Source organism: Mesorhizobium sp. WSM3862 (genome assembly GCF_002294985.1).
Taxonomy (GTDB): Bacteria; Pseudomonadota; Alphaproteobacteria; order Rhizobiales; family Rhizobiaceae; genus Mesorhizobium.
Window position 1 is genome coordinate 242,535 of record NZ_NSGE01000003.1, and the last position, 24,087, is coordinate 266,621.

General features: G+C 65.3%; 26 protein-coding genes. All 26 read right to left on the bottom strand.

The window, feature by feature from the left end; all coding sequences use genetic code 11:
• Nucleotides 1-42 precede the first annotated feature (42 nt).
• Nucleotides 43-273 (bottom strand): tail protein X, encoded by a 231-nt coding sequence (locus CK224_RS09645; protein WP_095781594.1) that lies wholly within the window; start codon nucleotides 271-273, stop codon nucleotides 43-45.
• 29 nt (nucleotides 274-302) lie between these two features.
• Nucleotides 303-692 (bottom strand): response regulator, encoded by a 390-nt coding sequence (locus CK224_RS09650; protein WP_095781595.1) that lies wholly within the window; start codon nucleotides 690-692, stop codon nucleotides 303-305.
• Between the two features lie 80 nt (nucleotides 693-772).
• Nucleotides 773-1,192, bottom strand: coding sequence for a phage tail protein (locus tag CK224_RS09655; RefSeq protein ID WP_095781596.1), 420 nt, complete (start codon nucleotides 1,190-1,192; stop codon nucleotides 773-775).
• Nucleotides 1,192-3,141, bottom strand: a complete 1,950-nt coding sequence (locus CK224_RS09660) for a phage tail tape measure protein (protein ID WP_095781597.1) — start codon at nucleotides 3,139-3,141, stop codon at nucleotides 1,192-1,194. The genes CK224_RS09655 and CK224_RS09660 overlap by 1 nt, the downstream gene beginning before the upstream one ends.
• Nucleotides 3,141-3,491: a phage tail assembly protein gene (locus tag CK224_RS09665; RefSeq protein WP_176477895.1), complete on the bottom strand. Its 351-nt coding sequence runs from the start codon at nucleotides 3,489-3,491 to the stop codon at nucleotides 3,141-3,143. The genes CK224_RS09660 and CK224_RS09665 overlap by 1 nt, the downstream gene beginning before the upstream one ends.
• Nucleotides 3,492-3,520: 29 nt before the next feature.
• Nucleotides 3,521-4,054, bottom strand: a complete 534-nt coding sequence (locus CK224_RS09670; protein WP_095781599.1) for a phage major tail tube protein — start codon at nucleotides 4,052-4,054, stop codon at nucleotides 3,521-3,523.
• A gap of 131 nt (nucleotides 4,055-4,185) precedes the next feature.
• Complete coding sequence (locus CK224_RS09675; RefSeq protein WP_095781600.1) at nucleotides 4,186-5,718, bottom strand: phage tail protein; 1,533 nt, start codon at nucleotides 5,716-5,718, stop codon at nucleotides 4,186-4,188.
• 59 nt (nucleotides 5,719-5,777) lie between these two features.
• On the bottom strand, nucleotides 5,778-6,326 hold the full coding sequence (locus CK224_RS09680) for a DUF4376 domain-containing protein (protein WP_176477896.1): 549 nt from the start codon (nucleotides 6,324-6,326) through the stop codon (nucleotides 5,778-5,780).
• Nucleotides 6,327-6,565: 239 nt separating this feature from the next.
• On the bottom strand, nucleotides 6,566-7,309 hold the full coding sequence (locus CK224_RS09685; RefSeq protein ID WP_095781602.1) for a hypothetical protein: 744 nt from the start codon (nucleotides 7,307-7,309) through the stop codon (nucleotides 6,566-6,568).
• 2 nt (nucleotides 7,310-7,311) lie between these two features.
• The gene (locus CK224_RS09690) at nucleotides 7,312-8,262 is read right to left on the bottom strand and encodes a hypothetical protein (RefSeq protein WP_095781603.1); all 951 of its coding nucleotides are present in this window, start codon (nucleotides 8,260-8,262) and stop codon (nucleotides 7,312-7,314) included.
• A 20-nt stretch (nucleotides 8,263-8,282) separates the two neighbouring features.
• Entirely contained in the window at nucleotides 8,283-11,525 is a 3,243-nt protein-coding gene (locus tag CK224_RS09695) for a DUF4815 domain-containing protein (RefSeq protein ID WP_095781604.1), read from the bottom strand.
• Nucleotides 11,526-11,568: 43 nt separating this feature from the next.
• Nucleotides 11,569-12,696 (bottom strand): phage tail protein, encoded by a 1,128-nt coding sequence (locus tag CK224_RS09700; RefSeq protein ID WP_095781605.1) that lies wholly within the window; start codon nucleotides 12,694-12,696, stop codon nucleotides 11,569-11,571.
• A complete protein-coding gene (locus CK224_RS09705; RefSeq protein WP_095781606.1) occupies nucleotides 12,693-13,556 on the bottom strand; it encodes a baseplate J/gp47 family protein in 864 nt (287 codons plus the stop codon). The genes CK224_RS09700 and CK224_RS09705 overlap by 4 nt, the downstream gene beginning before the upstream one ends.
• A 3-nt stretch (nucleotides 13,557-13,559) precedes the next feature.
• On the bottom strand, nucleotides 13,560-13,952 hold the full coding sequence (locus CK224_RS09710; protein WP_095781607.1) for a GPW/gp25 family protein: 393 nt from the start codon (nucleotides 13,950-13,952) through the stop codon (nucleotides 13,560-13,562).
• Nucleotides 13,949-14,137, bottom strand: a complete 189-nt coding sequence (locus CK224_RS09715) for a hypothetical protein (protein ID WP_095781608.1) — start codon at nucleotides 14,135-14,137, stop codon at nucleotides 13,949-13,951. The genes CK224_RS09710 and CK224_RS09715 overlap by 4 nt, the downstream gene beginning before the upstream one ends.
• 9 nt (nucleotides 14,138-14,146) lie before the next feature.
• Nucleotides 14,147-14,692, bottom strand: coding sequence for a phage baseplate assembly protein V (locus tag CK224_RS09720; RefSeq protein WP_095781609.1), 546 nt, complete (start codon nucleotides 14,690-14,692; stop codon nucleotides 14,147-14,149).
• Nucleotides 14,692-15,501, bottom strand: coding sequence for a hypothetical protein (locus CK224_RS09725; RefSeq protein WP_095781610.1), 810 nt, complete (start codon nucleotides 15,499-15,501; stop codon nucleotides 14,692-14,694). The genes CK224_RS09720 and CK224_RS09725 overlap by 1 nt, the downstream gene beginning before the upstream one ends.
• Before the next feature lie 97 nt (nucleotides 15,502-15,598).
• On the bottom strand, nucleotides 15,599-15,991 hold the full coding sequence (locus tag CK224_RS09730) for a hypothetical protein (protein ID WP_141245800.1): 393 nt from the start codon (nucleotides 15,989-15,991) through the stop codon (nucleotides 15,599-15,601).
• A 24-nt stretch (nucleotides 15,992-16,015) separates the two neighbouring features.
• Nucleotides 16,016-16,252 (bottom strand): hypothetical protein, encoded by a 237-nt coding sequence (locus CK224_RS09735; protein WP_095781612.1) that lies wholly within the window; start codon nucleotides 16,250-16,252, stop codon nucleotides 16,016-16,018.
• Between the two features lie 55 nt (nucleotides 16,253-16,307).
• A complete protein-coding gene (locus CK224_RS09740; protein WP_176477897.1) occupies nucleotides 16,308-17,363 on the bottom strand; it encodes a major capsid protein in 1,056 nt (351 codons plus the stop codon).
• A gap of 64 nt (nucleotides 17,364-17,427) precedes the next feature.
• Nucleotides 17,428-18,204 (bottom strand): hypothetical protein, encoded by a 777-nt coding sequence (locus CK224_RS31240; RefSeq protein WP_176477898.1) that lies wholly within the window; start codon nucleotides 18,202-18,204, stop codon nucleotides 17,428-17,430.
• Between the two features lie 46 nt (nucleotides 18,205-18,250).
• A complete protein-coding gene (locus tag CK224_RS09745) occupies nucleotides 18,251-19,585 on the bottom strand; it encodes a S49 family peptidase (RefSeq protein ID WP_095781614.1) in 1,335 nt (444 codons plus the stop codon).
• A gap of 8 nt (nucleotides 19,586-19,593) precedes the next feature.
• Nucleotides 19,594-19,866 (bottom strand): hypothetical protein, encoded by a 273-nt coding sequence (locus CK224_RS09750; RefSeq protein WP_095781615.1) that lies wholly within the window; start codon nucleotides 19,864-19,866, stop codon nucleotides 19,594-19,596.
• Nucleotides 19,866-21,470 (bottom strand): phage portal protein, encoded by a 1,605-nt coding sequence (locus CK224_RS09755; RefSeq protein ID WP_210199652.1) that lies wholly within the window; start codon nucleotides 21,468-21,470, stop codon nucleotides 19,866-19,868. The genes CK224_RS09750 and CK224_RS09755 overlap by 1 nt, the downstream gene beginning before the upstream one ends.
• A complete protein-coding gene (locus tag CK224_RS09760) occupies nucleotides 21,467-23,467 on the bottom strand; it encodes a terminase gpA endonuclease subunit (protein WP_245425855.1) in 2,001 nt (666 codons plus the stop codon). The genes CK224_RS09755 and CK224_RS09760 overlap by 4 nt, the downstream gene beginning before the upstream one ends.
• Nucleotides 23,464-24,054 carry a hypothetical protein gene (locus tag CK224_RS09765; RefSeq protein WP_141245801.1) on the bottom strand — a complete coding sequence of 197 codons (591 nt, stop codon included), beginning with the start codon at nucleotides 24,052-24,054 and terminating at the stop codon, nucleotides 23,464-23,466. Before CK224_RS09765 ends, CK224_RS09760 begins: the two co-directional genes overlap by 4 nt.
• Nucleotides 24,055-24,087 lie beyond the last annotated feature (33 nt).

The following is a 24,087-nucleotide window of genomic DNA, read 5'->3' on the forward strand; positions in this document are numbered from 1 at the left end:
ACAGGCCGCAACCCCGGCGGGCTTGCGGGCTTTCGCCCGCTGTCATTCGAAGAGATCGATTACTGGCTTAGGGGCCGCGCCTTCAGCCGCCATTTCCGCCGGTGTCATCACGGTCACGATTCGACCAACGGGGAGATATGGACCGGACCGGGCAAGATCTTGGTTAAGGGCGAAGGTCTTCGCCACCATGCCGGAGAAGACCTTGCGGTAATGGCGCGCCAGGAGGCCGGACAGCGTCGTGCCCTCCGTCCTGACGGTGACGGTCTCTGTCATGACGATATCTTCCAAGATTGGTAGTTGCTCTAGTTCTTGGCTACCGGCGGCTGCTCATTAAGCAGCGTAGCCAGAGCGGTTATGACCTGCGGCATGAAAAAAGGCTTAGCAATCATAATGCTGTTGGGAACGCCTTCTGCAGGCCAGTGAATGGCGCTGTCACCGCTCACATAAATTACTGGCATGGTTGGATTGGCTTCGCGAACGAGTCGCGCCAAATCCCACCCCGATTTGCCCGGTCCCAGCCGAATATCGGTGATGAGCGCCTTGAACTTTTCGGGCTTGGCATCGAAGGCGCTGAGAGCTTCTTCAGCATTCCTGCTGCTAAGCACGGTGAAGCCCGCTTCCTCTAATGCGGTTTCGATTTCCAAGAGGATGAGAGGTTCGTCTTCAACGACCAGAATCGTGCCGCCGCCCATAATGTCCCTTCCCTCATTTGGTCTACTACGCTCTTGATAGCGGTTCGGTTCCAAGGAAAGTAATCGTTTTCGCGCGCCTTTTAGCCGAGCAGCGAGAACAGCGAGGCGAAGAAGTCGCTCGCCGCCGGTACCGCCGACTTCTGCATCTTGACGGTGATATCGACGACCTGGCCGACGCCGTCGCGATCGAGGAAGGTGTGCTCGTCATTGACCGACTGGACGACATAGAAGCCGAACACGCTGCCGTCGCCGCGGGTCACCAGTTGCGGCGTGCCCGCGAGTTGGGCGTTGCGCAGGATGTTCAGCGTGCCAAGGCCGCCGAGCTTCGAGGGGATCAGGCGGCCGGAAACGGTGAGCGTCTCGAACCCGACGCCGACATCTTCGAGAGGCGGCATCGCGCCGACCACCGGCTTCTCGGCATAGTCATGCGTCGTCTCGCGCACATGCGTGTCGATGTTGAAGGCGAGATCGCATTCCACCAGACCGATCTTCATCAGCATCAGCGCGGCCCTCCAAAGTCGATCGCTTGCCCGCGCGTGTCGGACTGCACCTGCTGGCCCGTCGTCCTGCCGCCCAGCGAGCCGACCGGCCGCATCAGGTCCGTTTTGGCCGAAGACAGGAAGCCGCTGACGCCGGCGATGAAGGCTGCGGCCGCGCTCTTGCCGAAGGCTGACCCAGTCCCGGCGACGCCGGAGCTGAAGGTCTGCGCCGCATTCTGGCCTGCCTGCGTGCCGCCTGCGGCGATCTTGTCGCCGGCATCCGCGCCGCCGGACTGCAGCCGGTGCTCGAATTCATCGGCGTCGAAGCCCGCCACATTGTCGCCGATACCGGGAAGGCCGGGCTTCGGGGGCACGTAGGTCTGCCGGCTCCTGGCCGGCGCGTGACGGCCTTCGACGATGGCCTGAAACTGTCGCTCGGCAGCGCTCATTTCCTCCCACCGCTTCGGGCGCGCGGTCGGTACCGGGGTCGAGGATCCCATGCCGGTGTTCGGCTCGCGCGTCAGCCGGTCTTCGAGAATCTTCATCTGCAGCGCATCGAAGACGCTCTTGATCTCGCCTCGGCCGAGCTGCGCCAAGGCGTCGCGAAAAGCCTTCTCACCGGAGGCGCCTGTGAAGCGATCGAAGAACCCCAATTCGGGATGCTGCTTGTTGTAGCGATCCTTGAATTCGGCGGCATAAGCCAGAGGATCGCGGCCGCTTCCACGCAAAGCCTCGTAGCCCTTGTCGACGGCCATTATGTCGGACAGGCGATTGTTGACCGCTTCGAGCGCCGGGTTGAGCGCCCTGCCCGACAGGTCGCCAAGCGCGGTCGCGGCCTTTTGGATGTTGTTGATCAGCTGCTGCCAGTTGCCTTCGGAATCTTCGGTGATCTGGGCAAAGTCCTTTGCCACGGTGCCGGACGCACTGCCAAGCGCATCCAGATGCTTCTTCAGCTCCGGCATCTGCGTCAGCAGCGCGCGCATGCCTTGCTGCATCTGGATGTCGGTGAAGATCAGCGGCAGCTTCGACAGGTCGCCCTTGAGCGCCTTCTGCGTCTGCGCGACCAGGGTTTGGATGACGTCGCCTCCTTCCTTGCGCGTCCTGTCCAGCTCCTTACGGATGTCGATGTTATACTTCTTGAAGTTGTTGGCGACCTCGTTGCCATAGGCCTTCTGCAGGATGTTGGAGAAGTTGGTCGCGGCCTCGGCCGAAGATCCGGTCTGGTTGCGCACGATCTCCAGCATGGCGGCCAGGCGCTTCAGGCCCTCGGTGCCCTTGTAGCCGAGCGCCGCGAAGGCCGGCGCGATGGCCGGCAGCTCCGCCGCCATGTCCTTCAACTCGAACTTGCCGGCCTTGCCCTCGAAAGCGAGGATGTCGAAGGCTTGCTGCATCTTGTCGGCGGTGATGCCGAGCGAATTGGCGAGCGCGTCCGCAGTGAGAGCGATGTCGGACATTTCGGAGCCTGAGGCCTGCGCCGTGCGGGCGACCGACGGCAGGAAGGCCAGCCCCTCCTCGAGCGACCTGCCGGAGGCGATCAGCGTTTCGAGGCCCTGCACCACATTGTCGAACGGCAGCTTGGACTTGTCGGCAAGCTCCTGCAGCACGGCGATCGTCGGCTTGATAGCGGTCGCCGGCTTGTCGGCATTGATGACGATGCGCCCGATCGTGCGCTCAAGCTGCGCGTAATCGCGCGCCGTGCGGATCGCGACATAGCCGGCGGCGGCCGTGGCAATGCCGGCGGCGCGCCCGAACCGCGCCAGGTTCGCGATGCGGCTCTGGCGCTCGGCATCCTGCGCCGCCAGAAGCCGTTCCTCCGCGACCTGCGTGCGCGTCAGGCGCGTGTTGTTGCGCGCCAGGTAAACATCGCGCTCGGCCCGCTGCAGCGCCGTCAGGCTGGTGCGAGCCTTGGCGGCCGGACCCGACACGCGATCGAGCAGGCTGACGATCAGCTCCGCCGACATCCTGGACATCAGGCATCATCCTTCGGCGCTGCGAAGACGAATTCCGGGACCATTTGGTGGAAAATCTCCATCAAAGCCTCGGCGTCACTCCAGACGAGCTTTTTCAACACGCCGGACGGCCGCTCGCAGAGCCGCGCCATCAATTCGCGGTTGCTGATCTCGGCATTGGACCAGTCGTCGACGTCTTCCAGCAGAGGCGGCCGCATCCGGATGCGGGAGACACGTTCTCCATCGACGGTGATCGGATGCCGCAATGGCAGGAAGCGGCAAAGGGCGTCGTCGAATTCAACCTTCGCCTCAACGTCCACCTCCTGCACCGCCGAGGCCGGTGCGGGCGCCGCTTCGTCGGCGCCCGTCATGAAGTCCTCGATCGCGTTTCTGTCGACCATCACTCGATCCCGAGCAGCACGCGGGCCTTGGCCAGCTCATCGACGCCGAACTGCCGGCGCCGGGTGGTGAAATAGTCCCAGTAGAACCATTCCTCGTTGTCGACCGACAGTTCGTAGTGCGTCACCTCGCCGATCTGGTGATCGTGGCCGAAGGCCGAGGCGCGATCGAACGCGTCGGGCGCGATGCGGCTGACGATGCCGCGGATGACGGTCTTCGCCTGGAAGGCGTCGCCGGTCTGCTTGTTCTTCAGCACGCCATAGCCGGTGAAGTTCAGCGGCTGGTTGGTGCCGACCCCCATGGCGCGATAACTCGACTTGGCGAAGCCGGCGAGCTTGAAGGTCGGCTGCAGCGCCTTGATGGCGTTCATGCCGAACTCGACCTCGCCGGGGGCGCCGCCGCCGAGATGGGCGACGGTCACCTGCTCGAGCGTCGGCAGCCCAAGCGACTGGAGCTTGATGTGGTTCGAATCTTCCGGGTCCTGGTCGCCGACGAAGAGGTTGACCTGTTCGAGCAGCAGCAGTTTCTCGGCCATGACTGGCGTTCCCTTTGAGAGGTTTCAGAGTGTACGGGCGAAGCCCGCAAGCCCGACTGGGCGTCGCGGCTCGTGCCGCGCCCCGCCGGAGCCGCAGGCGGCGAAGCCGGGGGTGCGGGGCGTGAGGCAGATCAAGAAACGAGATTTTGGCGAGCCAAAAGCTCGTCGATCGTCGCCTGCAGGGCGGGCGCGTAGGGCCGGCTGGTCATGGTCAGGCGGCGGAACACGGGAGCCTCTTCGAACTGCGCGTCGATGTAGATATGCCCGGCGCGCAGATCCTGCGCGTTGTTGAGCTGCGGGTCGAAGCGGCATTTGAAGCCGAGGATGTCGCCGTTCGTCTCGGCCTTGGCGAGGATATCGTGCACGGTGTTGACTACCGACTGGATGGTCTGGGTGGTCAGGTTGAACTTGCCCAGGAACTGCCGCAGCGTACGAAGGCAGGTGAGCTCGATGAAATCGCGGCCGCGCACCTTGTGATACTGCTGCCAGATCGTCTGGTCCGACAGGTTGTCGGTGCCGATATAGACGAAGCCGCCATCGGCGATGGCGAAATCGTCGCCGCTGTCGCCGCGCACGATGATCCCGCCTTGGGCGGCCAGGATTTCCTGCCCCTCGGTCGAGCCGTCGGTGAGCGAGAAGCGATAGTTCTGCTCCGGCCCCACAATTCCGTAGAGCGCCTGGTTGGCCCAGGAGCGGAACGGCCGGCCGTCATTCTCATAGTCGCGGCGCACGGCAACGCCGGCGATCCGAGGCGCGGCGGGGCGGGTGACGACATCGCCGGACGCGTCGAGGCGCTTGATGCCGGGCGTCACCGGGATCAGCCGGTCGGAGGACAGGGTCTCGCGCCACTGGGTGAAGTTCGTCAGGCCGTTGGCGCCGTCGACGATCGCCACGGCGAGGATCTTGTTCAGCACCTCCGGCAGCGCCGCGCAGACGGCGTTGGCGAGTTCCTCGACCGTCGCGGTCGCGGTCGGCAGTACCTTGCCGGCATCGACCCCGCCGCCGCTGAAGGTGACGGTGAGCGCGCCGGACAGATAGTTTCCGGGCGTGTCGATGACCAGCGAGGCGACCTTCTGCGCGTCGGGGCCGGTGCCCATCACGGCATGCGCGGTCGGCAGCACCTTGTTCGGATCGGCACCGCCACCGGTGAACGCGACGGCCGGCGCCACCGTCATGTTGGTCCCTTGAGTGGTAAGCGTCAGGCCGGTCATGGCACCGAATTGCTGGGTCGTGTAGCCGGGCACCAGGATCAGGCGCGGATAGACGCCGAGATCGGCGCCGGCATTGACGAAACCGTTGATGCCGGTGCCGGCGACCGACGAGCCGACGATGTTGGCGATGGTGGCGGCGATGTCGGCGCCCTCGGCGACGCGGTTGACCACGAGCTGTGCGGCGATCTGGTAGGGGCCGAGCTGTGCATTGATGCCCTCGACGGCGTCGACGAACAGCGAATCAGGATCGCAGAGCGCCAGCTTGGCCGTGTCATTGGAGTTCAGACGGACGGCGACACCGGCCGGGAACGCCGCGTCGAAGGCGGCCTGTGTCGCCGTCGCGGCCTTGGCGAAGGGCATGCAAATGCCGACGACGCTCATCAGCGCATTCGACGGCACGGCCGCCTCGTTGGTGTCACGGCGGATTGTGATCCCGAAGACGGGGTCGGTCATGACAGTCTCTCCTGTGGGGTTGAAGTGCGGGCATAGAAATGCCCGCTGGAAGCGGGCGGTTATATGAGAGATCGAGACTTGAGCTGGCTACCTGGCCAGCCGCTCTCGAGATCGATAGCGTCGAGCCCGGCAAGATCAGCCGCGGCCATGATCTCCACCGAAAGGGCTTTCGCTCGGCTGAAGCACCCTTGGACATGCCGACCGACAGCGATGCCGATTGCCTGCATCGTCGGCGCGTCGAGCGTGACCCACACATTCGGTTGCGCCTCCCAATCGATCGTCTCGAGTTCGGGATCATTCTGGAATAGCGCGACCGCCCCGGTGATCTTGGCCTGACTGTTTGCGTCGGTGCGGACTGGCGCCCCACCGACCACGATTCCGCCTGTCTCGACCTGCCAGCGCTTGTCAGTCAAGGCGGCAAGCTTAAGGTCGCGAACGGCGGAAAACGGCAGATCAGCGACGACGTATCCAACGGTCGCCGTGCTATCCATGACTTCCCACTCTTCGATCGGCGCGAGCTGCCGCGTTTGCTTGGCCGGATCGAACGTCGGCGGCTGATCCACGAGCTTCAATCCGAAGCCTGCAGCGACAAGTTCGTCGTCGGTCAAGAGCCGAGCCGTCTCCGGCGTGTCCCCAATCCGCCAACCGGGATGCCCCTTGACCAAACGAGTGCCATCGATAAGTAGAACTAGAAATTGCATGGTTTCTCTCGGGGAAGGGGTGGGGAAATGGCTGGCACAGCAATCCTGATCTTAGCGATCGTGATCGCTCTGATCCTTCTGGCGGGTTTTATAGGGTTTGCTTTCCTGCCACAGACGTATCCCGAAGACGGTTCGGACTAGATGCCTCAAGGCTGAGGCTTGAACGAAACAGCGACGCCGGCGCTGTCCGCGACGGAGCCAGATGCCGTTGCGGTGATCGCCACTCCGGTTGCTGCGGAAGCGTAGGCTTTGTGTGCTCCGGTCACATAGTCGTTGCTGAGCGTATCTCGCTCGAAATCCTCGACAAGCTCGGACCATGCCCACCCATTGCCACCGGTGAGAGTTCCTCGGCCCATTGCGCAGCTGATAATCACGCCGCCATCGGCAACATCGAGGGACATATTGATCGGGGACGTGGCGTCACTGGCCGTTGCGAGAGGCGTAATGTCAGCGCCAAACAGACTGAACACTCCGAGATCAGGGCCACCTGATGCGCCAGCGGTAAGGCTGACCGATGCCGTTCCAGACGAGCCGGTATTGACCACTGCGGCAGCTATGCCTGCGCGGCTCTGCCCGCTCCCCAACTCAACAAGCGGGGTAAGCGCCACCCCCATGACATTGCCGGAAGAGAAGCTGCCGCCGTTGAATTGTCCCCAAGCAACAACCATGACCCGTTGCTGACCGACCTCGGGCAGCGGAACGCCGGAGAAGGTGAAACCCGGATCACCCGCGCCGTGGTAGGCAACCGCGATGTCGGAACTCCACACAGGCTTCCAGATGCCGGCGACATCTGCGAAGCCCTTTCTCACCTTCTGCCAAACACCGGCACGCCTGGTCCATTTGGGGGCGATTGGCTTCCAGATACCGGCGTCCCTCGCAAACGCGGCCATACCTACACCTGAAACCAAACGTCGCCATCAACGCCACCGCTTGGCGCGGACGTCGAGATCGTCAGCGATCGGCTCGCCATGGTCCCGATGCCGAGAATGGCTTTTGTCTGTGCAATGGATTGCGGGCGGGCGTAGTTGTCGCCGGTTCCGTCCGAAGAGACGCGCCCAAAAAAGCCCGTCACTGCATCGGCACCATTGGCATAGGTCGAGCGGAACAGGCGAGTTGTGATGTCGCCCGAGGCATCGCGTTGCGCGAGAGTGTTCGCGGTCGCGGCCGTTGCGGCGGCCACAAGCCCAAGCAGGGTCCGCATCGCAGCATAGTCGGCGGCTGAGATCAGCGACCGGCCGTTCGCCGAGGTGTCCGTGATGTCGGCGACGGCAATTGCCAAGGCCGTCTTCAGGCTGGCAGCGCTGATCGCGCCGGAAAGGCCGGCCACCGACGCCACGGCGTCGGTGTTGTCGATTTTCACCCATTTGGTGCCGTCCGAGACGACCCAATCGCCGACCTTCCAGTCGGTGATCCCGCCGACGCTCGTCGCGCCGGCCACGGACACCATGTAGTACCAGCCCTTGTTTCCGGCCGCTGCCGCCGGGATGGTCGGCGTGTTCGTATTGGCGTTCCAATCGCCCTGATAGGACATCGCGCCGAAAAGCGCCGCCGGCAGTTGCGCGGCCGGAACCTTGCCGTCGGCGCCGAGGGCGGCGTAGCCGTTCGCGTTGCCCTTCTCCGCCAAGTCCTGCTTGCTGTCGAGCGCGGCCTGCAGTCCGGTCGTGTCGGCGATGACGTGGCTGTGGACCAGCAGCGCGCGTTGCGCCACCGAGACGAGCAGGCCGGCAATGTCGAGGTCGATCGCAGAGAGCGCCGCGATCAGCCGCAGGACGTCGTCTGCAAGATTGTTGCTGCCGTCCGGAAGCTGATAGCCGCGGTTCGGCGTGCTGTTTTCAACAGGCATTTGGCGGTCCTAAGCGAGGGTTACGGGGTTGAGATCGCCCGGAAGTCGTAGGCCATCGGCCGCGCCGCCGGGGTGCCGGTCAGCGTGATGCGGATGCGCCCAACGGGATTGGCATTGAAGCCGACGACACTGTATTTGCGCTCGACCCAGCCGGCGTCCTGCAGCGGCGTCTGCGTCACCTGCGGAACCGGGGTCCAGACATCGTTGGCAGCGTCAGCATGCAGCGCGATCGTCGCGCCGGTCGGGATCTTGGTCTTCAGGTAGGACAGGATGTCGACGCCGGTCCCCATGTCGAAGGCGCGCGTCACATAGGTGCCCGTCGTCTGCAGTTCGCCCTCGATCGCCAGGATCACCGGGAACACCACCGGCGAGACCTTGGCCGAGCCGGTGAGCACGGCGCGGACCTCGACATTGCCGGTGTAGAAGGCCTGCAGTTCCCAGGCCTGGTCCGGGTTGAGCAGGGTGACCGAACCGTCGTCGAGCTCGACCTCGAAATGCATCGCGGCCCCGGCGGTCGGCAGCTCGACCTCGGCGCGGATCAGGAGATCGCTCATGTTGGCGACCGCGAAGGTGCCGACATCGACCATCTTCGTCACGGGCGCGAACTTGGCCGCGATCAACTGGAAGCAGATGTCCTCGTCCTGATGCGGCGTCCAGGTGACGGCATTCGACGACGACAACATGACGCCGACCGAATAAGGCTGCGCCGCGACTGGCTGCTGCAATTCGGCGTCGAAGTCGCCGAGCTTGGCGGTCTTGATCGAATGATTGCCGTCGTTCGTCTTGACGACAAAGGCGTATTCGATGCCGCCGGCCAGCCGGATGGGGTAAGGGAAGCGGATTTCGGTCCACTGCCCGATCACCGCGTCGTTCATGTCGTAGAACGCCTGGGCGATGACGTTGACCGTCGGGATGCCGTTCGCAACCTCGACCAGCTCCAGCACGATCGGGTTGTCCGGGTCGCCAACCAGACAGACCTTCAAGTTGACGCCGGCAATGTGCCGCCCCTCGGTCAGCGTGAAGGTCTGCGCCAGCGGGTCGGACCGGCTGCCGCCATTGCCGCCGCCACCGCCGCCGACACCTCCGGTCTCGCGCGGCGCTGTCACCGAGGTCTGGTGCACGGTCGTGGTGACGACGCGACGCAGTGTCTCGATGTCGATCGTGCCCTGCCCGACGAAGATGGCGGCAGCCTTCGAGCCGCCGGCGCCCTCGGCGACGAGGCCCTTCGCGCCGGCCGGCACATTGGCCGGGACGGTGAAGCTGTTGACGATCTGGCCGGCGCCGTCGGCGGAAAGGCTGCCCGGATTGACGTCGATGCCGTCGAACTCGAGCTTGGTCAGGTTTTCTCCCGCGCCGAAGCCATGAATAGTGAACTGCAGCGAGATCTGCCTGAGATAGGAAAGCCGCTCCTCGCGCGTCGAGCTCTCGATCGTCTCCTTCTGCGTCATCGTGGTCGTCGTCGTGGTGCGGCCGGTGGTCGACCTCGACGTGGTGATGACCACGGGCGACGACAAAGCCGCCGCGCTGTCGGAGGCCCATTCGGTGGCGCTCTCGGTCCAGTAGTCGACCGGCGGGTTGATCGTCATCGACGCCGGCAGCGGCGTGAAGTTCTGGTATGGGTTGATCTTGGTGCAGCGGGTGGCGAGAGCCTGCTCGACCGCGACTTCTTCCATCCAGTTCAGCAGCGTCACGCCGGGCAGGTTGACCGCATGGAAGGTCGGGTCGATCGCCAGCCGCAGCAAGCCGCCGAACACGGCCGCGGTCTGCGCCTCGCCCTCGTCTCGGTAGCGGTCGGAGGTGAAGGGATCGACGAACACGCCGTTCTTCGAGATCGGCTCGCGGCTGTCGATGTCGCGCTGCAGGCGCTCGAGCGCGATCAGGTCCAGAGCGTCGACCAGGCTGTTATACATTCGGTCGATCTTCGCCATGGTGTAGGCGCGCACGCCGATATTGGTGACGTTCGGCGTGCCGGTCCAGATGTTCTCGACCAGCGCGAGCGGCAGCACGTCGGCCGGCACCGTCGGCGGCAGCGCGTTGGTGCGGCTGGAGACGCCCTTCAGGTAGACCGAGTTGCCGTCGCTATCCAAGCCGAGCACGTCGACGCGCGGCAGCTTGAAGTCATAGTCGACCTGTATCTGGCCGCCGTTCACGCCGCCGGCGACGGTGATCGAGGTCGCGGTGATGTCGGTCGGCGAGACGATGCCGAGATAGCGATACTTGACGGTATAGCTCGATCCGGTCGCCGGTTCGGCGCCGCCGGCCGCCCACGACACCAGGTCGCCGGCCTTGGTATAGTCGGCCGGCGTCGCATAGGTCGTCGCGCCTTGCTTCACCTCGAGGATGGCGGTGACGCCAGTGTTGGCCAGCGCGTCGGACCCGTTCCGGGTGCCGCCGCGAACGACCGTATCGGTCACCTCCTTCTCGACCAGGACTTCGCGAATGGTGGCGATCGGCCCATGGTTGAGCGTGACGACCGTCGGGTTGGCGCCGAAGGTGTGAACCTCGGTCGGGATGCGGAAGAGATCGAAGCTTTCCGTCTCGCGGTGGCGCAGCGCCGCATAGCGCGTGCGCTTCTGGCCCTTGATGTTGGCAACGCCCTCCGCGATCGAGAAGACCTGGTCGGCGCCATCCTTGCCCAGCGCCGACACGGAGCAGCCGGACACGATATAGTTTCCGTTGGCGTCGAAGTCGTAGATCGCGAGCTGCGCGTTGATGCCGGTCAGGTTCGGCGGCGGCGTCTGGTCTATCGCGACGCCGTCCTTCAACAGGTAGACCGAGTAGAGGTCGCCCACGCCGCCGTCGCCGGAGAAGCCCCAGGCGAGCGCGTACACGACGCGGGCGGCGCCGGCTTCCCCCTCGGAGAGCGAGCCAGGCATCAGGCCGAGGAGAGCGGGCTCCTCCAGTTCGGTCACATAGGTTTTGAGCAGGCGCACCCCGATGTGCACGGCACCTGTCATCGGCACGTCTGTCAGCACCGCCGCCGGCGCGTCGAGAACGCGGCCTGCCACATAGAGCTTGCCAGCGATCAGCGTGACGGTTTCGGCCGCAACGTCGATGATGATGTCGGCGCCTTCGACGCGGTCGCCGTCGCGCGCGATCAGATTGCCGATCGAACGGATCTTCCGCTGAAGGATGGTCTGGGCCTCGACCATCTCGGCCGCCTGGCCGATCTTGCCCTCACGGTTTAGCACGCTGTCCCACAGCGTAAACTGCGGGGCGCGGTCATAGGCGCCGGTCAGGTTCGACTCGTGCTCGTAAGCCATTTTGCCTCTGTTTTTCAGAAGAAGTGCCGCGCGCGGGCGTGCGTCAGGCGATCTTCAAGAGCGCGCGAAAGCGTTCGCGCGAGGTTTTGCCGAGAAGTGCCGGCGAGATATCGAAGCCGCCGACAACGGCGCCGCCGGCGATGCCCGCGCCGGGCAGCCAGCGGATGCCGGCCGGGTGTACGCCGACGGGCGCGCCGCCGAGCGTGACGCTCCAGGAATGGATGGTCTCGCCCTCGCCTTCGCCGAAATCCATCATGGCTTCGACATAAAGGTTCGGGCCGGCACCGCTTGCCGCGACCCAGCTTTGCCCGGCGGCCTGGTAGTAGCCGCCGAAGGAAGCGTTGACCGGCCGGTAGACGCGCGCCTTGCGGAAGCCGATCGGCGAGCCGTCCTCACGATAGACGCCGATCCAGCACGGCTTGGCGAGCAGCGCGGTGCCGATGATCTGCGCCCGCGACAGAGCCGCGTCCGAGACCCATTTCAGGCCGGGCGTGTTCCAGGGGAACGGTCCCCAGCCGATCGACCCGCCCTCGACCCGCTCGATCCAGGCGGCAAGCGCGCTCAGCTCGGCTTCCGTCAGATCGTGCTGGCCGGCATCGAAGGTGCGGCCGAAGGACCATTTGACGCCGCCGGCGCGGAGGAAGACGCCGGAATTGTCGCCCCAGATGCCGTCGCCCCACCTGGTATAGGCCCAATCGTGCTCGCGCACATTGTAGCCGTTCCAGGCGCGGTAGAACTCGGAGCGGACCGGGTCCGACAGGCGCACCACGGCCTCGATCGTGCCGAGATCGTTCTCGTCGTCGCGGAAACGGTCGAGCTCGAGCTCGTAGAGGTGCCAGCGGGTGCGGCGCACCGGCGCCTCGTAGAACGTCGAGAAGGCGTAGCCGACCCATGTCAGGCTTTCGGCGACACCCTGCGGCGTGCCCTTCACCCGCTGCCAGCGCAGGCCGTATTCGATGACCGAGGCGAGGTCGGGCAGGTATTGCGAGATCGCGCCAAGCCCGTATTCGACGACGAGCCAGGGCAGGATCGAGGGCTGCACCGGCGCGAATTTGAAGCCGCGCAGCTCGTCGAAACCAGGCTCAAGCTCCGGCAGCCGGTCGAGCGATTCCGAGAGCGCGCGCTCGAAGGCCGTCGCGTTCTGCGGCAGCAGGTTCTGCCGTTCGCTCACCGGTCGCGGCCGTTGAAGGTGAGCGTCACCGTGCCAAGCTTCACCGCGGCGCCGTCATCCACGGCCGTGTCGGTCACCGGAGCGGTCAGCGACACTTTCTGGACGCCCGGCACCTGGAGCTTGGAAACCAGCCAGGAGCGCGTCAGGTTGAAACCGAGCCCGCCCTCGTCGGCCAACGACTGACGCAACAGCGCCTCGAGGCTTTCGAAGACGGTCATCGGCGTCGTCGGCAGAAGCCAGATATCGGCGGCGACGTTCACCGTTGCGCTTGTGGCGGACACGACGGTGATGCGGTCGGAAATCACCCGCACGCTGTTCTTCTGCACCTCGGCGTCGACCGCGGCGAGCAGAGCGGCGTCCGGCTCGCCGAAATTGTCGGTCGCAAGCACGGCAATGCGAATGTCCGGGCCGGTACCGACGCGATAGACGGCGACATCCTTGACGCGGATGCTCGCCCGGAACGCCGCACTCTTGTACCAGTCCTCCGACCCGGCCGTGGAGCGGCCGGAGATCGCGGCGACGGTGCGGGCGCGAAACCGGGCATCGGTCTCGCCGTCGAGCCGCACCACGTCGTAGAAAGCGGCGAGATGGTCGAGGTCCGCGCCGGCGGCGAAGGCCAGGAGGTTGGCCTTGACGGCGTCGTTGATGGCCGCCCGCCACAAGACCTCGCGGAAGGCGCCGACCTGCAGCTGGATGTTGCCCGGCTCGCCCTCGAGGTCGATGATGCCGGAGACGTCGAGCCCGTAGCTGGTCGCCAGGTCGACAAAGACCGCCTTGATGGCGGCAAGCGCGGCAGCCTCGGACGTGACGCTGATCGCCTGCGGATCGGGCAGGCCCTCGAGCGTGGACAGATCGAGCATTACCTACCCCGTGACGATCAGTTGGCCGCCGGCCTGACCGAGGCGCAGCGAGACGGTGCCGGCCGGCGTGAAGTCGCCGAGATGGGCGCGCGGCCGGTAGATGCCTTCGATGACCCAGGCGGAAGCGCCGGCGCGGTCGAGTGTCAGCGGCGAGATGCGCGTCGGCGTGAGGCGCGGCTCGAAAAGCAGGATCACGGCCGCGACCGACCACTGGAAGCGGATGACGGTCTGGACGTTGGCGAGCTCGCCGAGCAGCGCCGGGACCGGACTGCCGACATATTCACGCAAGACGCGCTCGAAATAGCGTGTCGTCAGCAGGATCTCGATCGCCTGGATGACGTTGTCCCAGCCGCTCTGCCGCAGCCCGGTCGAGCGGTCCATGCCGAATTGCGTCACTTGCGCTTCCCGCGTCTGCCCTTCGCCGGAGCGTCGGCCGATCCATCAGCCTTCGGCTGCGCCGGCTCGACGGGCTCGACGACATGGCCGCGCAGCCGCTCATAGGCCGCCTGCGACGGCGTCATTTCGACGACGGTGCCGGCCACGCCAAGGTGCGGCGCGCGCTTGGTGACAACGAGTTTCATGGAGGCCTCCTAGTCGGCGGCGAATACTTTCGAGGAGCCCTCGACGATCGGCCAAAGGCCGGTCGAGGACCCCGAACTGACGTGAACCTTATCGCCTATGCGAGCGACCTTCCTGCCTTCTGCGCCGCCCAGGTCGACGCGCGGCGCCGACAGTTCGGCGCGGTCGCCGCCGCCATCGAACAACATCGCGGCGCCGCCGAATTTCGACAGGATCCGCGTGCCGGGATCGGAAGACGGCGCGGCGTTCTGGTCCGAAAAGGTCATCGGCAGCGCTACGGCCTGGCGCATGTCGCCATGCGGCGCGACCAGCATCATCTGCTGGCCTTGCGTCGGCGGCCGCCAGGACTTTTCGTCGCCGGCGATCTCACCCCACGGCCGCCAGGGCGACAGGAACTCGCGGCCATTGGCCTCGGACAGCAATAGCTGCACGCGCTTGGCATCATGGTCGACCTTCTTGACGGTGCCGAACCGCAGATTGCCGGCCACCATGCGCTTCAGCGCGGCGATATCGGCTTGCAGGCCGAGGATGACCTTCACCAGTTCCGTGTCATGCATCAGGCGGACCCGCCGAGATCGGGATCCGGCAGGATATCGTCCGTCAGTTCGGTCTGCTCGCCGTTGATGACGGTGCCGACCTGGTCGAACCCGACGACTTCGCCGGCATCGGGCGGCGCGACGCCCAGCATGGCCGGCACCGCGGCCGTCGTCATCAGGGTCGACTGGATCTTCTGCCAACTCATCAGGTCGACGCCCTTGGCGAACTCGCCGCGCATGATGACGACCGCAGACTGGTAGTCCGCGACCGTCGCCAGTTTGGTCAGTGCCGCGTCAATGACGGGAGGCAGCTCGGCGCCCGGAGCGGGATCGCAGACCGGCTCGATCTCAATCTCGACCATGCGGATGGCGTGCTTGCGGCCGCCCTCCGGATCGACGCCGCGAGCGGCCTTCACCGGCCCGATCGCGGCGACAAGCGAGCGAAAGCATTCCGCGAAGGCATTGTTGGGATCGGACAGCACGCGCCGCCACTGCCGGTCGAGCATGTCGAGCGAGAATTCAAGACCGGCATCGGTCGGCGCGATCTCGATCTGGTTGACCGCCTGGCCGTCGGTCGTCTGATAGGTGACGCTGCTGGCGACGATGAGGTCGAGCGCGAAGGTCACGGTGCCGGAGGTCACGAAGAAGCCTTCGTTCTGGGCGGCATACTTGGTTTCGTCGATGCGCACCAGGATGACCGGCGCCTGCCGGTCGCTCATGATCGAAGACAGCGCCTCGATCGAGGAATCGGTAACGCCGTCGGCGGCAATGGTGTTGCCGCGCAGCGCCTGGACGGCCAGCATGCGCAGCATGGCATTAACCAGGCTCATCCGTTCTTTCCTTCGCGTGCCGCGGCTTTGCCGGCCGCTGCGGACGGCCGGCCAAACGTGCCCGACGGGCGGTCGCCCTTGCTGCCTTCGGCGGAGATCACGACGCCGCCTTCAGGTTCGACAGATAGAACACGATGACCTCGGGCAGGTCATCGACGACGCGCTCGATCGAATAGATCGGCTCGGCCGGGCGGCTGGTGACCTCGCACTGATCGCCGGCCTTCGGCAGCCAGGGCATGTCGGCGCGCGGGATCGAAACGGTGCACAAGCGGCCGGCGTAGCGGGTCGGCGCCATGCCTCGATCGCGGCCGCCGAGGAATTCAAGGTCCGGGTCGATGTCGAACCGGCCTTTCAGGCCGACCATGGCCGGGCGCGACGGATCGTCGGCCACCGACATCTCGCCACGCTGCTTGGCGCGGATGGTGATCAGGTCGCCCATGCGGGAGCGCGTCTCATGGACAAGGCGCGATCGGGCTGCACGAATATCCATGAAAGGCTCCGAAAAGGTGAGACCTCAGGCCTGGCCGAGGTCCATCTGGCTGGCCTCGTCCGCCTTCACGAGGTCAACCTTGCTGGCTGGGCGCGCGGCACCCTTAGCGACAAGATCGTCGAGCTGCTTCTTGTCGACGTCGATGATTGATCCAGGCGCCTTCACCTCGATTTCGGCGCGCTTGATTGTCTTGCCTTCCGGGCTCTTCTCGCCTGGCGACTTGCACAGGTGAACGGTGCTCAAAGCAACGGCTTTGACCATGATGCTTTTCTCCAATTGTGTTGAATTGCCGAGAAACGATGCCGGACCGGAGCAATCAGCCGAGGACGGTCGCCTTCAGCGTCGCGTTCGGATTGACGGGCACCATCAGCGGCGCCGACTGGGTGAGGATCTGCTCGATCGCCACATCGCCTTCGGGAATGTAGTTGCGCGGGAAGATCGCCAGCGCCTCGAACTGCGCATGCACGTCGACGATCGTGCCGAAGCAGCGATAGCCCTGCACGTTCGGACCGGTCAGCACGACATCCTTGGGCGACATGAACGGAGTGACCGAGCCGTTGACGGTGTAGTAGTCCTTATAGACCCAGACTTCGATGCCGCCACCGAGCGTGCCGCCATAGCGGACCTCGCCGGTGGTCATGAGCCCCGTCTTGATCGTCAGGTCGGCATTGCCGCGCCGGGTCAAGTCCATCTCGGCGAGGATCTCGCTGTCGCGCCGCATGACACCCCAGGCATCCGTGCCGACGGTGATGCGGTTCGGCGCGCCGCCGAATTCGGCCGAATGCATCATGTCGGCCCAGCCCTGGATATCGTCCAGGATGGACACGCCGGAATCGCCCCAGCGCGCGCCGGCGCCGAGCACCACAGTGTGTCCGGCGGCTCGACCGAAGTCGACCAGCCGCTGCGGCATGTCTTTGCCTTCGATGACGACCTTGCCATCGATAACGGCCTTGGCAGCCATCCATTCCCAGAGCCTTTCGACCGCGACGCGATGGAACTGCAGGATGTCGGCCTTGACCGCATCGTAGCGGGCCGCTGGGCTCTGCGCATTGGGACCGAGCAAGGTGCCCGGGCGGCGAGTCAGAGCCCGCAGCGGCGAGACAGGATCGCTGGCCTTGACATAACCCGGCTTGAAGCGCTCGACGCGCGCGCCTTCCTCGTAGATCGCCCGGCCTTGCGCCATCGGGGCGACAAAGGGCGCGAGCTTGCGACCCGAACGCGGAATTTTCTCCAGGTCGATATATTCGTCGGTCGATGACATCTGGTGGGCGAAGAGAAGATCGAGCCAGTAGCTCGGCACGATGTCGAGTTCGCGGAACACACCGAGCAGGGTGTGCGTATCCCAAAGTTCGTAGTTGTCGAAATCCGCCATGGTCGTGGCCCTTGTGAAAGATGCGGCCGGGGCCGCGATTGCGTTGAGGGTTTGCGCCCTGCGCTCAGAGCCGCTTGCGGATGAGGATGTTGGTGGGCGCCGGCGCGCTCCGGAAAGCCGCCTCGCGCTTGTCATCCGTGTTGAACGAGACATCCCAATTGAGCGCATCCGGATTGAAATTGCCGGCCCGGTAGATCGCGACGCGCTGCGCGGCATCGGTGTCGACCACCGGGGCAGTCGTGATGCCGAGCGGCGCCACACCGATCTGATCCGCCCCGCCGACGAGGGTGGTGTTCGAAAATGCGATGGCCGCGCCCGTCTCGATGGTTGCTATCGCGTTGCCGGGCGCTCCTGCGGCCTTGGCGACGATACCGACGATGCCGGCGGCATCGGATTGAGCGCTGACATCGGGATGGGGCGTGGTGAGCGAGCCGTATGCGGTGCCGGCACCAGCTCCGCCGTTGATCGCCGCGATCAAATTGCTGGCGGTCTCCGCCGCCGTCGCACCGATCTTGATCTGACCGGCGACAGTCGTCGGCGCAGCCTTCAAGGTATAGACCGTCGCGCCGAGGGTGATGGTGTCGTCGACAGCCCCGGCACCGGAGAACACCAGCCGGCCGGTCGCCTTGTTGCCGGGCGCATGGGCAAAAGTCGCCATGGCCAGGGTGTCCGTGGCCGCGAGGCCGACAACCGAGAAAGCCGGCAGCGCTAAATCCCCTGCCACCCGAAAGTCCTCGGTGACAGGGTGCGGTATGGCCGAATTGAAGATTTCGGCGGAGGTGAACGTATCGGATACGTCACGTGCCGCCATGCCCGGCTGCGCAAAGGGAATGCTGGTCATGATCGACCCTTTCAGGTGATGAGTTGCGGTTGGATGGTGCGAGGCATCAGCCCTGCCTGGCGGGTGCCCCCGTCGAGGCGCGGTAATTGGCCAGGATCCGGTTGGCCGCTTCCTGCGATGCCGCCGCGGACTTCCCAGCGCCGGGCTGTGCCAAGCCGGCCGCGGCAAGGCGCGATTTCTCATAGACCTCGGCGTCCGCGCCGGCCGGCTTGAACGCCGCGACGTTGCCGACGACGAACGCGGCGACATCTTCACCCGTCATGGCAGGCGACTTGGTCGCCAGGTCGAGCGCCGCCGCCATGCGACCGCCGTCTCCCTTGACGCCCTCGGCGCCAAGGGCGGTCGTCAGGCGCTTGTTCTCATGCGCCACGCCGGTGGCATGGCCTTTGGTCTCGGCAGCCGCGACGGCCGCGTCGTGATCGGCTTTCGGAATGCCGGCAACTCCAATGGCTGCGGGCGCGCCGGGGTTCTCGCTCATGGATGTGCTCCCTTTCTGCGGGGTTGAGCGCCCGCCGTTCGGCGTGGAGGCGCGGGAAAGTTCGGCAAGTACGCTTTCGAACGAACCGACCCGGTCGGCGATGCCGGCGTCGACCGCAGCCTTGCCAATGAAAGTGCGTGCTTCCGTCTTGCGCGCGGCGGCTGCGGTGAGCCTGGAGCCCCGGCCTTTGGCTACCGTGCCGAGGAAGGCGCCGTAGAAGGCGTCAACTTCGGCCTGCAGGTCCTCGCGGACGGCGTCGGAAAGCGGCTCGAAAGGGTTGGCGTCGACCTTGTGGGCGCCGGCGTGGATGAGAGTCGGCGTGATGCCGTCGCGGTCCAGCTGCCGGCTGAAGTCGGCGTGCAGAAGAACGACGCCGATCGAGCCCGCTATGCCGGTTTCCGTGGTGACGATCTCGTTCGCGCCGGACGCGATGGCGTACATGGCCGAAGCCGCCATGCCGTTGACGACCGCGACGGTCCGCTTCCTTGCGGCAAGATCGCGCACGAGGGCCGCGGTTTCGAAGGCGCCCACGGCTTCGCCGCCTGGCGAATGCATGTCAAGAATGACAGACCTGACAGCCGGGTCGGCAGCTGCCGACTTCAGCTGGAAGCCGATCCCTTCGTAGGAGGTCAGACCGGAGCTGGCACCGACCCAGGCGCCGCGGTTGACCAGGGAGCCGGTGACCGTGATGATGCCAACCCCGTCGCCGGTGACGCGATAAGGCACGGCGCGGCGGGCGCCGTTCTCGTCCTCGACGACCGATCCCCCCTCGAATCGCGAACTCTCGGGCGCATTGACGCCGAGCCTGCCGGCAAGGACGGAAAGCACCACCTCGGCCTTGTCACGCGTGATCAGCAGCGGCCGGTTCAGCACCCGGTCGGCGATATGGATCAGCGATGTCATGGAAGCTCCTAGCGGATGAACCGCATCGTCTTGGCGTAGCGCGAACGCTTTCCGTTCTTTGCCGAGCAGGCGGCCGCAAGGCGCATCAGTTCGGCGTCGAGCGCCTTGATGTCGGCGCCGAAAAAACGAAGCTGCTCCCGGGTCACCGGGGACTGGATGGAAAGTTCCTCGACATGCTCGCCGGCGAGCGCGCGCAGCTTGACCGCATAGAGCGCCTGATAGAGCGCGCAGGGGTCATCCTGGTCGACGGCAACGCCGTTGATGGTGACGAGAGCCGGCATTAGGCATCTACCTTTTTCTTCGATGCCTTCTCGTCCTGGATGACGTCGTCCTTCGCGTCGCCCGGCCCCTGACCGAACGGCGACGGCATGCCCGCCTCGACATAGCGCTTGTGCCAGTAGAGCCGGCGCTCGAAGACCTCCTCCGCGTCGGCCCCGATCTCCGCGCATTCCATGTCAAGCGTCGACGTCCCGTTGAGCAACCGTTCGCTCGCCGCCTTGGCGCTCTTCTGGTCGTCGGCAGTGGCCTTGGCCGGGCCTTGCCACATTGCCCAAAGCACCCTGTCCCGGTTTGCGGAGAAAGCCTCGTAGCCACCCTTGAACGGCAGCCGGCCGGTGCCGATCAGCTCGTCCACCAGATGCTCGAAGCCGATCTGGCAAATCGGCGAAGCGATGCGATCGCGGCGGCGGGTGACAACCGGGTGCAGGGACGCCCCTTCCATTCTGGTCGAGGAATAGGTCGCGCCCTCATAGTTCATCGTGTAGCTGGCAACGCTGATGCCGATCGCGCGCGCCATGCCGCGCTGCAGCTCGTTGGACACGGGCAGGAATTGCGGCCCCGGAATGCCCGTCGACATCAGGTCCAGTTTCTCTCCGGGCGCCAGATGCGAGATTTTCGGATCGCTGCCGACCGAGATTTCGCTTTCGGCCGCCTTGTCCATGACGGCAAGGAAATAGTCGCGGAACTGGGCGCGCAGCTCCTTGCCGTCCTGGCTCTCGCCGAGCGCCTCAAGAGCCTCGAAGGCCTCTGCCGAAGGCTTTTCGCTGGTCAGCACCTGGGCAAAGACGGTCTGCAGGATACCGGTCTGGATCGTCACGTCGACCAGCGTCTCCCATTGCAGGTATTCCCGAAAGGCTGCGACGAGCCGAGAAATGCCGCGCACGTCGTTGCCGTCCACCGGGTCGAACACATGAGCGACCATCTGGCGCCCTTGCGCGTCAAAGGCCCGATGGTCGCGCTTGACGACGATGCCGGTTTCTATCTCGGCGAGACGGTAGGCGACAGGGCGGCCGTTCGGATCGTGGATAACGCCCTGATACAGCCCCTCAAACTCACTGGTGTCCTGCACCAAAGCGGCGGGGGTCGTCAGGCACATCTTGGTGCCCGACGTGATGCCATAACGGCGGCGGTCGCCGGCGGACATATAGTCCATCAGCATCAGCGCCTCGCCAAAGACGACGTCGTGGCGGAGCGCGATGTCGACCTTTTGCGGCACGATGAATTTGCCCTTGAGGTCGCATTCGCGCGCGTTCCACGCCCAGCGCTTCCACTCGGCCTTCAACAGCTTGATGAAATCGTCCGTCTCCTTCCTGTCGTAACCCAGCTTGGACAAATCCGGCATCGGATTGAGGATGAGCTCGACTCCGACGGTGTCGGCGATGACCTGGTCGACCGCGCCTCTCAGACGGCCGGAATTCTGGATGATGTCCATGGCAAGGCCGGCCGCGCGGCGCCAGGCGGTGCGGACCTCGTCGCGGTGGTCGCGCAGCGCGGTGCCGCGCGTCGACAGGATCCGCGAACGGCTGTCGCGCAGATACCCGGCATTTGCAGGCGGGCGCGGAGCGGACGGGCCTCCCCTGCCGAATAGCCGCTCCAGCAACTTCATGCGCGCCTTTTCCATTTCTCGCGACGGGCTTGCGAGGCCTCGTCCGTCGTCGATTCCGTCGGGTCCGTGGTCTCAGGCTTCGGGGCATGGCGCAGGCCGTGAAGCAGATCCGGCTCCGAAGCCGGTCTCAGCCGCTCGCGCAGCGCCGCCCAGTCGTCCGCCCTGTTGGTCGACAGCCCGAGCATTTCCGCCATCGCCATGGCGTAGACCTGCGCGTCGAGGCAGTGATTGTCCGGCCGCAGGCGTTTCCATTCCTCATGGAACTTGCCGCGCACCACCTCGGCGACGAAGGCCTCCGCCGTGAGCTGCAGGAAATATTCCTTCGGCAGGAAGTCGCCGAAATGCACGTAGCCCGGCGGATCGGCCGGCTCGCCGGAACGCAGGCCGGGCTTGTGCAGATTGGCGAACAGTTCCGACTTGAGGCCCCATGTGCCGACCGGCCACAGCATGGCGCTGCCGAAACGCTTGCGCTTGCCGCGCTTGGTGACCGACTTCTTTGCCGGGACGCTGATTGCCGGCACACCGCGTCCGCCGACGCCCTTGACGGCATAGGCATTGGGGCGCCGCCGGCACCATTCCAGGACCTGGTTGGTGCGGCCGCCGTCGCCGCCGTCCACGGCCAGTGCCTCGATCCGGCGCCAGCCGCCGAAAGCGTCATGGAGCGGCCTGGCGAAGAACTCACCGAGCTTCGTCCAGGCGCCTTCGCCGGCGTTGTCCGTCGCACCCTCGAAGAAGCGGACCCCCAGCACCCAGCACTGCCGGTCTTCGCCAAAGGCGACGACGACGGTCCAGATGCCATTGTGCTGCACGTCGGCGCCGGCGACGAGAATGAGCCCATCGGCAGGGATCTTCATTTGCGCGAAGGGTTCACGGCGCTCCATCAGCCGCTCGTATTCCGGCGCGTTGCCCTTCACCTTTGCGGGAAGGCCGTACACCAGATTGAAAATACCCTTGTCGCCGAGACCGCCGGCCTTGGAGTGGTTAAGTATGTCCTCGGCGATCGCTTCGTAGCTCATCATCAGCGAGATGAAGGCATCGACGTGGAAGCCGGGGTGCCGGTCAGGACCGGTCAGGGTGGCGATGTAGCGCCCATTGCGGACGCCGATGACCCGCTCGGTTTCGCTGATGATGTGCCCGCAATGCGGGCAGACATAGAAGCTCTTGTGCGGATGCAGTCGATCGAGATGGAAGCCCTCGTGGCTTTGAACGAACTCTCCGCCACATTCAACGCAGGCAATGTTCCAGAAACGCTGGTCGGAGCGCTTGAAGGAGCGGTCGATCCGGCAATGCCCCGGCAGGTCGCCCAGGTCGTCGCCGGTGTCGATCTCCGGCGTCGACAGCTCGAAGATCTTGAAAGCCTTCGTGCGTCGGAAGGCGGTGAAGCGACCGAAGAAGAGCGTTTCCGGATCGTCGCCGCTGACATGGGTCTGCCACTTGGAGACCTCGTCCTTGACGCCGTAGCGCGTCGTTTTGCCCGAGAGGTCCGTCGCCACGTTGGCGTTGGCCAGCATCAGTGATCCGCCGGCGAAGCGCTTCTCGTAGATGGTCGAGCCCGAGCCGGACCGGCTTACGGCCGGAAAGATGACCTGCTTGCCAGTCTTCGCCTGCCAGGCCTCGATAAGCGGCTGCAGCTTCTGGCTGTTCATGTCCTGCAGGAAGTCGATCGACGGCAGGCCGTAGATGGTGTTGTCCGGCGCCGTGTCGGCGATGTAGAGCGACCAGGCAAGGGCGAGGATCGAGACGCCCGTCTGTTGCGATTTGCGCACCGTCACCAGATTGCAGGGATGCTCGAGCGACAGGCAGTCGGCGATCTCGCCCAGATATGGCGCGTCTTCGAGCGCCCAGAGTTCACCCTTCTTAGGCCCGTCGACCAGCACGATGTTGTCGGGCAGCCAGTCACGAAAGCGCGCCGGCGGGCGCGGCCTGATCGCCTCCGCCAGTGCTACGCCGGCTAGGCGGAGCGCCCCCGGATGGCCAGGCCCGACATGGATGCTCACAACTCTTCGTCCTCGAGCACGTCGTCATGCTCGGCGGCTTTCTCGACGATGGCGCCAAGCCGATCGGCAATCTCGGTGTTCAGCTCGAAAGCGATGCTGCGCAACAGCACGCGCAGCCCATGAGCGCCTTCTCTGGAAACTGCCAAAGCCATGTCGTCGGCCTTGTTCTGCAGGCGGGCGATGCTCGATTGGATCTCCCGGCCGCAGACGGTCAGGGCTTCACGCATCCGGTCGGCACGAACCAACTGGCCGATATGCTCCTGCCGACGCAGCTTCTCGCGTCCGACTTTGAGCCAGGCTTCCTGCCGAAGCGCTTCGTCGCGCGACGTGCTGGAGTTGGCCGACGGCGCCGACGGCGCGTCCTTGCGAGCGGCGGCCGCAATCTTCTCGGAGCTGGCGAACTCGCCGCGGTAGTGATCGTAGTGCGCCAGCGAGAACCGGATGATCCGGTCGCGAGCGTCGCGCTCGACCGGAAGGTCATGCACGTCGACCAGTCGCCGCACAAGTTTGGTCACGGCCTGCTTCGTGACGCCATCGCGCGCCGCAACGTCGGCCGGCGTCGCCATCACGTTTTCTTCAGACGCCATCCAGACAACTTCCCTTCGAGCCGCTGACAACCC

Excerpts from the sequence above, each read along its gene's own strand:
- CK224_RS09645 (WP_095781594.1), bottom strand. The coding sequence starts at position 273 with ATGACAGAGACCGTCACCGTCAGGACGGAGGGCACGACGCTGTCCGGC.
- CK224_RS09650 (WP_095781595.1), bottom strand. The coding sequence starts at position 692 with ATGGGCGGCGGCACGATTCTGGTCGTTGAAGACGAACCTCTCATCCTC.
- CK224_RS09655 (WP_095781596.1), bottom strand. The coding sequence starts at position 1,192 with ATGCTGATGAAGATCGGTCTGGTGGAATGCGATCTCGCCTTCAACATC.
- CK224_RS09660 (WP_095781597.1), bottom strand. The coding sequence starts at position 3,141 with ATGTCCAGGATGTCGGCGGAGCTGATCGTCAGCCTGCTCGATCGCGTG.
- CK224_RS09665 (WP_176477895.1), bottom strand. The coding sequence starts at position 3,491 with ATGACGGGCGCCGACGAAGCGGCGCCCGCACCGGCCTCGGCGGTGCAG.
- CK224_RS09670 (WP_095781599.1), bottom strand. The coding sequence starts at position 4,054 with ATGGCCGAGAAACTGCTGCTGCTCGAACAGGTCAACCTCTTCGTCGGC.
- CK224_RS09675 (WP_095781600.1), bottom strand. The coding sequence starts at position 5,718 with ATGACCGACCCCGTCTTCGGGATCACAATCCGCCGTGACACCAACGAG.
- CK224_RS09685 (WP_095781602.1), bottom strand. The coding sequence starts at position 7,309 with ATGGCCGCGTTTGCGAGGGACGCCGGTATCTGGAAGCCAATCGCCCCC.
- CK224_RS09690 (WP_095781603.1), bottom strand. The coding sequence starts at position 8,262 with ATGCCTGTTGAAAACAGCACGCCGAACCGCGGCTATCAGCTTCCGGAC.
- CK224_RS09695 (WP_095781604.1), bottom strand. The coding sequence starts at position 11,525 with ATGGCTTACGAGCACGAGTCGAACCTGACCGGCGCCTATGACCGCGCC.
- CK224_RS09705 (WP_095781606.1), bottom strand. The coding sequence starts at position 13,556 with ATGCTCGATCTGTCCACGCTCGAGGGCCTGCCCGATCCGCAGGCGATC.
- CK224_RS09715 (WP_095781608.1), bottom strand. The coding sequence starts at position 14,137 with ATGAAACTCGTTGTCACCAAGCGCGCGCCGCACCTTGGCGTGGCCGGC.
- CK224_RS09720 (WP_095781609.1), bottom strand. The coding sequence starts at position 14,692 with ATGCATGACACGGAACTGGTGAAGGTCATCCTCGGCCTGCAAGCCGAT.
- CK224_RS09725 (WP_095781610.1), bottom strand. The coding sequence starts at position 15,501 with ATGAGCCTGGTTAATGCCATGCTGCGCATGCTGGCCGTCCAGGCGCTG.
- CK224_RS09730 (WP_141245800.1), bottom strand. The coding sequence starts at position 15,991 with ATGGATATTCGTGCAGCCCGATCGCGCCTTGTCCATGAGACGCGCTCC.
- CK224_RS09735 (WP_095781612.1), bottom strand. The coding sequence starts at position 16,252 with ATGGTCAAAGCCGTTGCTTTGAGCACCGTTCACCTGTGCAAGTCGCCA.
- CK224_RS09740 (WP_176477897.1), bottom strand. The coding sequence starts at position 17,363 with ATGGCGGATTTCGACAACTACGAACTTTGGGATACGCACACCCTGCTC.
- CK224_RS31240 (WP_176477898.1), bottom strand. The coding sequence starts at position 18,204 with ATGACCAGCATTCCCTTTGCGCAGCCGGGCATGGCGGCACGTGACGTA.
- CK224_RS09745 (WP_095781614.1), bottom strand. The coding sequence starts at position 19,585 with ATGACATCGCTGATCCATATCGCCGACCGGGTGCTGAACCGGCCGCTG.
- CK224_RS09750 (WP_095781615.1), bottom strand. The coding sequence starts at position 19,866 with ATGCCGGCTCTCGTCACCATCAACGGCGTTGCCGTCGACCAGGATGAC.
- CK224_RS09755 (WP_210199652.1), bottom strand. The coding sequence starts at position 21,470 with ATGAAGTTGCTGGAGCGGCTATTCGGCAGGGGAGGCCCGTCCGCTCCG.
- CK224_RS09765 (WP_141245801.1), bottom strand. The coding sequence starts at position 24,054 with ATGGCGTCTGAAGAAAACGTGATGGCGACGCCGGCCGACGTTGCGGCG.